Source organism: Fictibacillus phosphorivorans (assembly GCF_001629705.1).
Taxonomy (GTDB): Bacteria; Bacillota; Bacilli; order Bacillales; family Fictibacillaceae; genus Fictibacillus; species Fictibacillus phosphorivorans_A.
Map to the genome: position 1 here is coordinate 2,960,650 of NZ_CP015378.1, position 12,770 is coordinate 2,973,419.

The 12,770-nt window shown below is 39.8% G+C and carries 9 protein-coding genes; 1 reads left to right on the forward strand and 8 read right to left on the reverse strand.

Annotated elements, in window-relative coordinates; all coding sequences use genetic code 11:
- Positions 1 to 3 precede the first annotated feature (3 nt).
- From ABE65_RS15290 to zapA, 7 genes are all read right to left on the reverse strand, one after another.
- Positions 4 to 606, reverse strand: coding sequence for a fatty acid metabolism transcriptional regulator FadR (locus ABE65_RS15290; protein WP_066396687.1), 603 nt, complete (start codon positions 604 to 606; stop codon positions 4 to 6).
- 205 nt (positions 607 to 811) lie between these two features.
- On the reverse strand, positions 812 to 2,503 hold the full coding sequence (locus ABE65_RS15295; protein ID WP_156499185.1) for a long-chain-fatty-acid--CoA ligase: 1,692 nt from the start codon (positions 2,501 to 2,503) through the stop codon (positions 812 to 814).
- Between the two features lie 677 nt (positions 2,504 to 3,180).
- A complete protein-coding gene (locus tag ABE65_RS15300; RefSeq protein ID WP_066396690.1) occupies positions 3,181 to 3,585 on the reverse strand; it encodes a DUF350 domain-containing protein in 405 nt (134 codons plus the stop codon).
- A 42-nt stretch (positions 3,586 to 3,627) separates the two neighbouring features.
- Positions 3,628 to 5,985 carry an endonuclease MutS2 gene (locus tag ABE65_RS15305; RefSeq protein WP_066396691.1) on the reverse strand — a complete coding sequence of 786 codons (2,358 nt, stop codon included), beginning with the start codon at positions 5,983 to 5,985 and terminating at the stop codon, positions 3,628 to 3,630.
- Between the two features lie 26 nt (positions 5,986 to 6,011).
- The gene (polX, locus tag ABE65_RS15310) at positions 6,012 to 7,733 is read right to left on the reverse strand and encodes a DNA polymerase/3'-5' exonuclease PolX (protein WP_066396693.1); all 1,722 of its coding nucleotides are present in this window, start codon (positions 7,731 to 7,733) and stop codon (positions 6,012 to 6,014) included.
- 419 nt (positions 7,734 to 8,152) lie between these two features.
- A complete protein-coding gene (locus tag ABE65_RS15315; RefSeq protein WP_066396695.1) occupies positions 8,153 to 8,689 on the reverse strand; it encodes a CvpA family protein in 537 nt (178 codons plus the stop codon).
- Position 8,690: 1 nt separating this feature from the next.
- Positions 8,691 to 8,954 carry a cell division protein ZapA gene (gene zapA / locus ABE65_RS15320; protein WP_066396697.1) on the reverse strand — a complete coding sequence of 88 codons (264 nt, stop codon included), beginning with the start codon at positions 8,952 to 8,954 and terminating at the stop codon, positions 8,691 to 8,693.
- A gap of 155 nt (positions 8,955 to 9,109) precedes the next feature.
- On the opposite strand from zapA, the gene rnhC reads away from it, so the two are divergent.
- A complete protein-coding gene (gene rnhC, locus ABE65_RS15325; RefSeq protein ID WP_066396699.1) occupies positions 9,110 to 10,054 on the forward strand; it encodes a ribonuclease HIII in 945 nt (314 codons plus the stop codon).
- Positions 10,055 to 10,341: 287 nt separating this feature from the next.
- Here rnhC and pheT read toward each other — a convergent pair whose 3' ends face one another.
- Positions 10,342 to 12,765, reverse strand: coding sequence for a phenylalanine--tRNA ligase subunit beta (gene pheT, locus ABE65_RS15330; protein ID WP_066396701.1), 2,424 nt, complete (start codon positions 12,763 to 12,765; stop codon positions 10,342 to 10,344).
- Positions 12,766 to 12,770: the final 5 nt, after the last annotated feature.

Sequence of the window (12,770 nt, forward strand, 5' to 3'; positions counted from 1 at the left end):
AAATCAATCATCCAGATTTACAGACCGAACAGACAGACCGTTTACAAGCATCTGATGTACGGGACCAGCAAGTGCAGGTAGATCATATCGATGATCGTTCATTACCCAGTTTGTTGCTGTTTCGTCAATCGTTCCGAAGATCATCTGACGAGCCAATCTGTAATCCATGTTCTTAACAAAAACACCTTCTTGCATTCCATCCTTCAAGATAGAGTCGATTAAATCTAAGTATCTCTTTAATACTTCACCGATTTTTGCACGAAGTTGTCTGTTTGTCTGCCGAAGTTCTAGCTGTGTTACGATTGATAGTTCAAAATCAGCAGTTAGTTGCTTAAAGTGCATCTCAACAAGAATTCTAAGCTTCTCTATTGCTGAATCGTTACTTTTTAGCTCGTTTTCTGTTTTTTCGATAAAGGTCCCCATCTTCTCATTAAAAACAGAAACAAGCAGATCTTCTTTATTTTTAAAATATAGATAGATGGTGCCATCAGCGACACCTGCTTCTTTCGCTATCTTTGATACCTGGGATTGATGGTAGCCATGTTCTGCAATCACATTTACAGCTGCATCAATTATTTTTTCGTATTTTGGACCTTTACGTTTCATTTCTATCGCCTCTTTTTGTATAACACAATCATCTTTTCAAAAATGAATGATTGTTCATTCATAATTGTAAAACAAATCTTTCTTTTCTGTCAATTTCATTATGTCATTTTTTCTATACATTTTACAAGTTTAACTTGTAGTTAACGTTTTTCATTTCTCAATGTGTGATCGTTTAACAATAGAAAAAGCCGCCAAGTGGCAGCTTTCACGAACTTTGTTTGGCTTTTTCACGTTCTTCTTCCAAAAGAACTCTTCTTAAGATCTTACCTACCATCGTCTTTGGAAGCTCCTGCCTGAACTCATAAAGCCTAGGTACTTTAAAGGATGCAAGATGCTCTCGGCAGAATTTGTTAAGCTCTTCTTCCGTACATTCTGTTCCTTCCTTTAACACTACAAAAGCTTTGACCGTTTCTCCTCTGTATGCATCAGGCACACCGACTACTACAGCTTCTTTTACTTTTTCGTGTTCATATAAAACCTCTTCTACCTCACGAGGATAAATATTGAATCCTCCTGCGATGATCAAGTCTTTCTTACGATCCACGATGTAAAAGTAACCTTTTTCATCCATATAACCCATATCCCCTGTAATCAACCAATCTTCTCTGAATACAGATGCGGTTTCTTCAGGTTGGTTCCAATACCCTTTCATAACCTGAGGTCCTCTTACAGCTAACTCTCCGATTTCACCTGGCTCTGCCCACTCACCTGTCTCAGCTGAGATGATTGCTGCTTCCGTGTTCGGCCAAGGTAATCCGATGCTACCTCTTACCTGATCACCATAAATGAGATTCGCATGTGTAACAGGTGAAGCTTCTGTTAGTCCATACCCTTCTACTAATGAACCTGAAATAACAGCCTGGAATTTTTGTTGCACTTCAAGCGGCAGGGCAGCCGACCCGCTTATACATGCTTGAATGGATGAAAGGTCGTATTTTTTTAGATCTGGATGATTCAGAAGGGCGATATACATAGTCGGAGCGCCTGGAAATAAAGTTGGTCGTTCCTTATGAATCGTCTTCAAAACTTGCACTGGATCAAACCGCGGCAGGATGATCATCTCTGCTCTTGTTATGATGCCAAGGTTCATCACACACGTCATACCATATACATGAAAAAAAGGCAGAGCTCCAAGAATCTTTTCTTTTCCCTCTCTGTTTTTATACATCCATGTATTACATTGTAACGCGTTCGTGACTAGGTTTTTGTGAGTCAGCATCACACCTTTTGCTGGACCCGTTGTACCTCCAGTGTACTGCAACAACGCAAGATCCTCATCAGGATCAACCTCTACTTGAGGCTTGACTGGTTGAGAACGTTTCAGCAGATCTTTAAACGAATGAACTTCATGATTGTACGTAATATCAACGACTACTGTTGGATTCTGCCTCTTTTGAATAAATGGATAGATCAAATTCTTAGGAAAAGGCAGATAATCCTTCACAGACGTCATGATGATGTGTTCAAGGTTCGTATCTCCTCGAACGGCTGAAATTCTTCCAAACAAAAGATCCAATCCTACAATGACTTTTGCCCCGCTGTCAGATAACTGATGACGTAACTCTCTCTCCGTGTAAAGAGGATTCGTCTGTACAACGATTCCGCCTATAAAAAGCGTGCCGTAATAGGCGATGACTGCCTGCGGGCAGTTGGGCAGCATGATGGCAACACGATCACCCTTTTTTACACCAAGCGTTGTTAATGCATGTGCGAAGCGTAAACTGCATTCTTGAAGTTCACCGAATGTTAATGTCTTACCCAAAAAATGTACAGCAGTTTTATCTTTTTTTTCTTCTGCTGCTGATTCTAAATACGCGAATAAAGGTTTGCTGTCGTAATCAAGATGTCCCGGAATTTCACTAGGGTAACTGTTGAGCCACCGTCTTTCCACTTGCATCTCCTCCTTTAATTCACGCCTTCCTTCAAAATTTCTATATCTTTATTCCTATTATATTGAAAACGTATACAATTTTATATACTTTTTTAAAAATTATAAATAATTCAATAATACGGTTCTAGAAACTGGTTTTGAGCATAAGCAAAAAATCTTTATTGCAAATCCCTCGTTACGTTTGAATGTAGTTGATTTCCGCTCCAGGTTGCACGCTTTCCGCGGGGCAGGCGGTGAGCCACATTCGTACGTTTCACTTTTAAGTGTCATACCTGTCTAGTTGCAATGGCTAGCCCCTCGAGGTCAAAAGTTAAATGGCTCAGAAGGCAGAGTACGCCTTCAAATCCATTCACCTTTTGCTTGTCGGGGCTGAACAAGCCATTTACACTTTTCAGACTGCCTACCTGTCCCGCAGGAGTCGGCAACCTCGCGCTCCAATCAACTTGCATGAAGATAGATTCATAAGATCAACATTCCTATAGAGTATTGATAAGTATCAAGCAAACCAACAGTAGCGATCTTTCTTTTAAAGAATATCAGGCAAGAAAAAACCAGTTCTCCGAATTGAGAACTGGTTTTGAGACTTACGCAAAGAAGAATAAGTAGATAAGTCCAGCAGCGATGAATACTCCGCTTAATACAAACAACACTTTAAATAACGTTTCCATATTTTTTCCCTTCAGCTATTCGATTCCTTCACCGATTACAAATGATAAACCAATTGAGATAATCATCGATATGAAACCAACTGCTCGGTTATCGTTCTCGATCTCTTTATCGATCTGAAACTTAGGGGTTAAGAATTCAAAGATAAAATAACCGATCAAGAGCAGGATAAATCCATAGGCACTCCACGTTATCATCATCAATATGGAATCATTTTGAGCGATCGAGTACCGAAAGATGTTAGCGATACCGAAAATCTTTCCGCCCGTAGCCATAGCGACGGATAAGTTTCCTTTCTTGATTTCGACCCAATTCTTATAACGCGTAACCAGTTCAAACACAGCCAAAAATACGACTAGACATAGTACGACAACGCTATAGTTAGCTGCAGTTTTAATAAAAGCGTTACTCATAAAATCCATTCAACAATACCCCTTTGTAAACGGCTTGGTTTATTCCCTCTACTACTTCAATACAGCGACTGTTACTCCGCCTCCGCCTTCTCCAGCTGCACCCATACGAGTGGATTTAACATTTCGATGCGTCTTTAACAACTCTTGAACACCTTTTCTTAGTGCACCAGTTCCTTTACCATGGATGATATATACCTGGTTGAAACCAGCTAAAAGTGCTTCATCCAGATATCGATCCACTTCTAACATGGCATCTTCATACCTTTTTCCTCTTAGGTCAAGTTCTGGGCGAGAAGAATCGGAGTTTCCTGATACTTTTACGAATGAACGCGGTTCAGGTTTCGGTTTACTTTGTTTTACCCACTCTAAATCTTTTTCAGATACATTCATCTTTAAGATTCCAATCTGAACTTGGTATTCGTTGTTACTTACTTTTTCAACGATATGCCCTTTTTGACCTACAGTAAGTACTCTTACCTCGTCTCCTGGAACGTATTCTTGTTTTGTTGATACGGCTTTTACCTTCTTGTTTTTGGTTTTTGTTTTTGGAACAGCTTCTTCTAGTCTCTTTTTCGCTTCAATCAGTTTATGTTCTTTGATCTGTCCGCCAGATTTTTGAAGTTCACGAATCTCATGAATGATCTCTTCTGCTGTTTCACGTGCTTTCTCGATCGCTTTTTCTGCTTCCTGCTTTGCTTTTTCATACAATCGATCTTTTTCATTCTGAAACAGTTCTAGTTCTTTCTCTAGATCACTCTTAATAGACTCTGCTTCTTTTCTTCTGCCTTCTGCTTCTTCCATCTCTTTTTCTGCTTTTTTACGATTATCTTCTAAAGACTTTATCATATTATCAATCTTGTTCTCGTCTTCACTGATCTGAGAGCGAGCTGAATCAATGATATCCTGACGTAGTCCGAGTCTTTTAGAGATCTCAAACGCGTTACTTCGTCCTGGCACACCCACTAATAAACGATATGTAGGTCTTAGTGTCTGCACATCAAATTCTACAGAAGCATTCATAACACCAGGTCGATTATAAGCATATGCTTTTAACTCACTATAATGGGTAGTGGCAACGACACGTGCTCCTCGCGCAAAAACAAAGTCTAGAATCGAAATAGCAAGGGCTGCTCCTTCTTGAGGATCTGTCCCTGCTCCAAGTTCATCAAAGAGAACGAGGGATTCAAAATCAATCTTGTTTAAGATGTCTACGATGTTAACCATATGTGAAGAGAATGTACTCAGTGATTGTTCAATAGACTGTTCATCACCAATGTCAGCATAGATAGTCTTAAAGACAGCCATTTCTGATTCTTCTCCAGCAGGTATCTGCAGGCCACATTGCGCCATAAGAGTTAGAAGTCCGATCGTTTTTAAGGTAACTGTTTTACCACCTGTATTGGGACCTGTTATGACGAGTGATTGATACTCGCCACCTAACATCACACTCGTTGGAACAACTGTTTCTTGATCGAGCAGAGGATGTCGGCCACTATTTAGTGAAATAAAACCTTTGTCATTCATAATAGGACGCGTACATTTTAGCTCATTGGCGAATCTAGCTTTTGCTAGAATAAAATCCATCTCTGCTAAAATATCTACGTTCAACAGAATATCATCAGCATGTTCCGCAACTTTAGCAGTCAGTTCTCTTAAAATCTTTTCTACTTCGCGCGCTTCTTTCGCTTTTGCTTCTTTCACTTGATTATTAACCGTCATAACAGATTGAGGTTCAATAAACAAAGTTGCTCCACTCGCTGATTGATCATGAACCATTCCGCCAAAATTACCTCTGTACTCTTGTTTAACGGGAATAACAAATCGGTCGTTACGAATGGTTATGATCGAGTCAGATAACATTTTTTGATAACTGGATGATCTGACGATTGATTCCAGCTTTTCTCTTACGCGCGTTTCAAACGTACGCAACTGCTGACGAATCGCACGAAGTTCTTGACTAGCGCTATCCATCATATGTCCGTTGTCATCAATACAGCTTTTGATTTCTTGTTCTAGCTCATGAAGAGGAATGATGTTTTCTGCCGCATTCTTAAGGATGCGCAGTTCAATTCCATCCTCTACTAAGCCCTCGATAAATCGCTTGAAGCGTCTTCCGCCATAGAGAGTCGAAGCGATATCCATCAAATCTTCTTCGTTCAGCAGACTCCCAATCTTTGATCGCTTAACATTTGATGAAACATCAAGGATCCCGCCGAATGGAACTTGTCCTTTTAATCGAAGAACTTTTACACCTTCATCTGTAGCATCTTGAGCCTCATTTACATCATCAAGTGCTGTAAATGGCATTAAGGAATCGATTTTTTTTAGTCCAAGTGAGCAACTCGCATGCTTTTTTAGACGATCGATCACTTTTCTTAGTTCTAAAACACGCAGCATTTTTTCTTGCATATATTCTTCCTCCTGATTCCCAGGACCTAGAGCTGTTTTTCACGGTTTAAATAGGTTTCAAGTTCGTTCAATGTCATTGTGTTTAACACATTGTTTTTTCGAACAAAACCTTTTCGGGCAACCGCTGCTCCAATCTCCATATGTTTCATCGTGTCTTTATAATGTGCATCTGTATTAATCGCTATCTTGACCCCAAGTTCCTGGGCTTTTCTTAACCAGTGTGGAGCAAGATCTAGACGATTCGGATTCGCGTTCAACTCAACTGCAGTACCCGTTTCATAAGCAAGCTGCAGCAGGTTTTCAACATCCACGTCATATCCTTCTCTGCGTCCGATCAGGCGCCCTGTTGGGTGAGCGATCAGATTCACTTTTTTGTGTTTTAACGCCGTCTTCAAACGATCCATGATCTTGCTTTGATCTTGAGAGAAAGCAGAATGGATGCTAGCAATAACAAAATCCATCTCATCTAACAATTCATCATCATAATCAAGTGTACCATCTGGTAGAATATCCATCTCGATTCCAGCTAGTATCTTGAAATCAGTATACTTTTTATTTAACTTATTAATCTCTTGTCGCTGCATGCGCACTCTCTCAGGAGTTAGACCGTTTGCAACTCGTAAATATTGAGAATGATCTGTAATCGCCATATATTCATAGCCTTTACTTCGTGCTTCTTCAGCCATTTCTTCGATCGAGAAAGCCCCATCGCTCCAAGTAGAGTGCAGATGAAGATCTCCTTTTATGTCAGATAACTGAATTAAGTCATGACCATCCTTAAATAGCTCTATCTCTTCACCAGATTCTCTCGCTTCAGGTGGAATCCAACTTAATGAAAAATGCGCATAAAAGTCCTCTTCTGTTTCAAATGTAAGAATTTCACCAGTTTCAACATTCTCTACTCCATATTCACTGATTTTTTCGCCTCTTGCCTTTGCAAGCTGACGCATTTTAACATTATGCTCCATAGATCCCGTAAAATGATGAAGTGTTGTAGCAAACTGATGGGGTTGTACGATACGAAAGTCTACGGATACTGAAAGTTTCTCATCGAGTACAAGGGAAACCTTTGTATCTCCGCTTGCAATCACATCGATAACGCCATCTAGTTTTAAAAGTTGCTCTCTTACTTGACTCGGATGTTCACTTGAAATAATAAAATCCAAGTCTTTTATCGTTTCGCGGTAGCGTCTTAAACTTCCCGCTCTAGAATACTTCTCAATATTTTTCATTCTTTTTAACTGTGATTCTATTTTCTCTGCAATTGGCAGCATATAGGCAATAGGAAGTCTTTCCGGTCTTTTCCCTAGATCCTTTAACGATCCTAAGATCTTCTCTTCCGTTTTAGCACCAAACCCAGCCAATGCTCTTACTTTACCATTTTCACATGCTTCTTTTAGAGATTCAATATTCGTTATACCTAACTCGGAATAAAGTTTAGCGATTTTCTTACCACCTAGGTTTGGAACTTGTAGCAGTGTTATCAGTTCAGACGGTACTTTTTCCTGAAGTTCTACTAAAAGTTCCGATTCGCCCTTTTCTATCATTTCTATGATTACAGAAGCTGTACCTTTGCCGATTCCTTTCAATTTCGAAACATCGCCGATCTCGTCCATCGTTCGCTCATCACTTTCAAGAGCGTTCGCTGCTTTACGGTATGCGGAAACTTTAAACGAATTCTCTCCTAAGATCTCAAGGTACAAAGCAATTTGTTCAAGTGCACGTACTACCTCTTTTTTATTTACCATAATGAGCTCACCTCTATTTTCATTATCATGCTAGTCTGATAATGGCTTTTATAATTTGTGTTATTATCCCTATAACTCTACACACTTTTGCTTCATAGACCGAAGTTGATTGTAGCGTAAGGTTGCTGACTCCTGCGGGACAGACTGGCAGTCTGAAAAGTGTAAATGGCTTGTTCAGCCCCGACAAGCAAAAGGTGAATGGATTTGAAGGCGTACTTTGCCTTCATGGTCTATTTACCTTTTGACCTCGAGGGGCTAGCCATTGATACTAGACAGGTGAGACACTTATTCGAGAAACGTACGAATGTGGCTCACCGCCTGCCCCGCGGAAAGCATGCAACCTGAAGCGGAAGTCAACTACTTTCAAGGACAAATGAGTATAAACAACAAAGAAAAAAACTTCTCCGCGCTGGGAGAAGTTATGCCATATGTTTCATCCACATTTCCTTTACGGACTCAGAAAATACGGGGGTGTTTTTGACCATTCCCTGTGCGATCCATGAATTTTCATAATGAGTTTGAAAGGCTTCTATCGGAACTAATGTCGCGATATACAATAGAATAAACACGATCAAATAGACTTCTACAAAACCTAGTAAACCACCGAGCCATCTGTTGAACGTATGAAGAATCGGTAAGTTTGCAAGAAAATCAAGCATCGATCCAAGAATCTGAAGAATGATTTTCGTAGCGAAGAACAGAATCGCAAAGGCTATCGCATTATAATAAGCTTGTTCAAGTGATATGCTGTTCATTAAGAAGGATACAGAACTATCATTTGAAGAAGGATATGGAATCCACAACTCTAACTTTGGCGCAAGATCATCATAATACAGATAAGCAACGATATAGGCTGCTATAAATCCGACCAGATGAACGAGTTGCATGATGAAGCCTCTTTTTAATCCGATTAAAAATCCACCTGCTAAAACAATAATTAAAATTAAATCCAACATACTAACTTTCCTCTTTTCCAATTCGCTGTTGCAATTTTTTCAGCTCTTCTTTAATCTTTAAATATTCGTTCATTGTATTTACTGCTGTAAGTACAGCTAGTTGTTTCGTGTCGAGAACCCGGTTATGAGATTGAATCTCTCTCATTTTTAAGTCTACTTTGTCAGCTACTAAATGAATGTGGCTGGAGGATTCGGTCCCTGCAATTACATATCGTTGTCCATAGATTTCGACCGTCGTACGGTTTTTCTTTTTCTCTTCCGCCACAAAATAACCTCCTTAACATACAAAGGATCATTCATTTAATGAATACTCTAATCTTTATCTTATCAAATATCGTTCATAGTTGAAAATATTTCTGTTCTATTGTAGCGTTTTTTTGATATATTTGGAAATCTCTTCATTTTTAGGAGGATACTATCATGTCTCACGTTGTGAAAAAGATGACTAATTCAGAAATACTTCAAATGAAAAAAGAACTCTCGTCCGTTCTATCCGCTAAAACCCCGCCTGGAGCAGTTTTTTCAGCTAAACTCTCAGATTGCACCGTTACAGCATACCAGTCGGGCAAAGTCCTTTTCCAAGGTAAGGGAGCTGAAGCTGCTTCTCAAAAATACTCAGGCGAAGTTTCCGTCCCAAAAACGAAAAGTTCAACGGTGAAACCGCCTCATCAGTATGCCCCACCAAAGAACGCAGCAGAATTATCAATGATCGGAAGTGACGAAGTTGGAACAGGAGATTACTTTGGACCGATGACGGTTGCCGCCGCATACGTTTCTAGAGCTAACCTTGTACTCGTAAAAGAACTAGGTGTAAAAGATTCCAAGCACTTAAATGATAAACAGATCATTCAAATCGCAAAAGAACTCATCCATACCGTTCCATACTCACTTCTCGTACTTAATAATGAGAAGTATAACGAACTTCAGCAAAAAGGGATGACGCAAGGAAAGATTAAGGCGATCCTTCATAACCGAGCTCTCCAAAACGTAAAAGCAAAAATTGAAGGTGAAGAGATCGAAGGTATATTAGTCGATCAATTCTGTGAACCTGGTGTGTACTTTAACTACTTAGCAAGAGAGAAGAATCTTTTAAAAGAAGGGCTTTATTTTGCTACAAAAGGTGAATCGATTCATCTTTCTGTTGCTGCTGCTTCCATCTTGGCGAGATATAGCTTCTTAAAAGAAATGGATAAATTAGGGGCTCGCTTCAATACTGTAATCCCAAAAGGCGCAGGTCCTCATGTCGATGTTAAAGCGGCAGAACTTGTTGAGAAGTTTGGACAGTCTGTATTTGATACAGCAACCAAAAAACATTTTGCAAATACTCAAAAAGCGCTAAATTTATTACGTAAAAAGAAGATTTAAAGTGCGGAGAGGATGATCCATAAGGAATCATCCTCTTTTTCGCAGAGCGAGCATCCGCCATTGGTTACTAAAAAGTAATATTCACATAAAAAATGCGGTTCATCACATAAAAAATCAAGTTCATCATATAAAAAATCAAGTCCATCACATAAAAATGATCCCTTTTCACATAAAAGTGTCCAGTTCGCATTGACACCATTTTCAAGAACGGCAAAATATGCAAAAACAGCCTAAAAATAAAGACAAAAAAAACTGGCCATCTCTTGATGAACCAGCTTCTTCAACAATTATTTTCTTAGCTGAGCGCCAAAGCGTTCTTCTAAGCTCTTTAATACACGGTCATGCGCCGTTACGACTTCTTCATCTGTTAACGTTCGTTCTGGATCAAAATATTTTAGTGAAAATGCAAGTGATTTCTTACCGGCTTCCATCTTTTCACCTTCATACAGATCAAAAAGATTTACTTCTTTTAACAATGCTCCACCTGCAGCCTGGATCACAGTTGTCAGATCTCCTGCTGGAAGTTCTTGATCAACAACAAGAGCGATATCTCGTGTGATTGAAGGATAACGCGGCAATGTTTGATAGACCATCTGATCCGTTTCCTTTTCTAAAAGACTACTTGCGTTCAACTCGAACACATACGTATCTTTTACATCCAACTCTTTTTGAAGAGCTGGGTGAAGCTGACCAACAAATCCTACAGAAATACCATCAAGTTTCACGATTGCTGTTCTTCCTGGATGCATGTTCTCAATTTCTCCAGCTTCATATGTGATGCGTTCAGAAAGGTTCAATTCACTCATGAGACCTTCAAGAATACCTTTTAACACATAGAAATCAACAGTCTTTCTTTCGCCTTGCCAAAGATGCTCATTAAATACACCAGTAACAGCTCCTGATACAAATACATATTCTTCAGGGAGATCTGTTAAAACCTCTTGGCGATTGATGAAGACTGATCCCATCTCATAGATAGCGAGGTCTTCCATCGAACGATTTCTGTTGTATTGAAGCACTTCTAGAAGCTGTGGCAATAAACTCATTCTTAACGTACTGCGCTCTTCACTCATCGGATGCGCAACTGAGATCGGATATACCTTCTCATCACTAAATGAAAAATGAGTTGACTTTAGTGGAGTAGTCAATGCGTATGTTACAGCTTGATATAGCCCTGCACCCTCTAGATATGTTCTGATATTACGGCGTTGTGCCTGATTCTTCGTTAGGCCACCTGGACGCGCTTCTGATAAAAGGTACGTAGTTGGGATACGATCATATCCATAAATACGTCCTACTTCTTCAATTAAATCTGCTTCGATCGTAATGTCCGGTCTGCGGGAAGGAACGTTTACTTCGAACTGTCCGTTAGACTCTTTATATCCAAAACCTAAACGCTCAAAGATAGACGCAGTCTGTTCCGATGTAATCTCTGTTCCTAAAAGGTTGTTCATTCTTGAAACATCCATCTTCACACTATATGTGTTAACTTCGCGCTTACCTGCCTCAACGATTCCTTCAGCAACTTTGCCTCCAGCAATTTCGGCCATAAGACTAGCTGCTCTCATTGCAGCTGCATATACACGGTTACGGTCTATGCCTTTTTCGTATCTCGAACTTGCTTCACTGCGTAATCCTAGATCTTTTGAAGCTGCTCTTACACGACCTGAAGCAAAATACGCTGCCTCTAATAGTACGTTTGTTGTGTCCGATTGAACTTCACTCGTAGCTCCGCCCATAACACCAGCTACCGCAATCGGATCTTTACCATTTGTGATCACTAAATGAGTATCTTTAAGTTTACGATCCTGATCATCTAGCGTTTGAATGTGCTCACCTTCTGTAGCACGTCGGATGACAATCTCTTTAGAACCTAATCGGTTAAAGTCAAACGCATGTAGTGGCTGACCATATTCAAGAAGTACATAGTTTGTGATATCAACAATGTTATTGATCGGACGAATGCCTGATGCCATTAATCGGTTCTGCATCCAAAGTGGTGAAGGACCAATCTTAACATCGCGGATAATCATCGCACCGTAATAAGGGTTATCTTCCAGTGATTCGATCTGAACGGAAATAAAATCTTCTGCTTTTTCTTCTGAAGTATTGATCGATGTGTTTGGAAGTTTCACTTCTTGTTTTAAAATTGCTGCTACTTCATTTGCAACACCGATTACGTTCAGGCAATCAGCTCGGTTTGGTGTAAGTCCAAGTTCCAGTACATGATCATTCAGATTTAAGTATTCTAAAGCATCACTTCCAGGCTCTGCGTCAGATGGCATCACAAAGATTCCTGTTGCATATTCTTTTGGAACTAATTTTGTATCAACACCTAACTCTGTAAGCGAACAGATCATTCCGTGAGATTCTTCACCGCGAAGTTTTGCTTTTTTAATTTTAAAGTTACCCGGAAGGACGGCACCAGGTACAGCCACAGCCACTTTTTGGCCTTGAGCTACATTCGGTGCACCACAAACGATCTGTGAGACTTCACCTTGACCTACATCTACTTTACAAACTCTAAGCTTGTCAGCGTTCGGATGCTGGATACATTCTTGCACATACCCAACAACTACTCCACTGATTCCTTTATTTAATGACTCGACCATCTCGACTTCAATACCGCTTTTTGTAATCTTATCTGCGAGTTCAGACGGTGAGATTTCTACATTTACATATTCTTTTAGCCAGTTATAAGAGATTAGCATATAAT

What these genes read in the sequence shown, in the direction of transcription:
- ABE65_RS15290 (WP_066396687.1), bottom strand. Translation starts at nt 606, where the DNA reads ATGAAACGTAAAGGTCCAAAATACGAAAAAATAATTGATGCAGCTGTA.
- ABE65_RS15295 (WP_156499185.1), bottom strand. Translation starts at nt 2,503, where the DNA reads ATGCAAGTGGAAAGACGGTGGCTCAACAGTTACCCTAGTGAAATTCCG.
- ABE65_RS15315 (WP_066396695.1), bottom strand. Translation starts at nt 8,689, where the DNA reads ATGTTGGATTTAATTTTAATTATTGTTTTAGCAGGTGGATTTTTAATC.
- pheT (WP_066396701.1), bottom strand. Translation starts at nt 12,765, where the DNA reads ATGCTAATCTCTTATAACTGGCTAAAAGAATATGTAAATGTAGAAATC.
- polX (WP_066396693.1), bottom strand. Translation starts at nt 7,733, where the DNA reads ATGGTAAATAAAAAAGAGGTAGTACGTGCACTTGAACAAATTGCTTTG.
- ABE65_RS15305 (WP_066396691.1), bottom strand. Translation starts at nt 5,985, where the DNA reads ATGCAAGAAAAAATGCTGCGTGTTTTAGAACTAAGAAAAGTGATCGAT.
- rnhC (WP_066396699.1), top strand. Translation starts at nt 9,110, where the DNA reads ATGTCTCACGTTGTGAAAAAGATGACTAATTCAGAAATACTTCAAATG.
- ABE65_RS15300 (WP_066396690.1), bottom strand. Translation starts at nt 3,585, where the DNA reads ATGGATTTTATGAGTAACGCTTTTATTAAAACTGCAGCTAACTATAGC.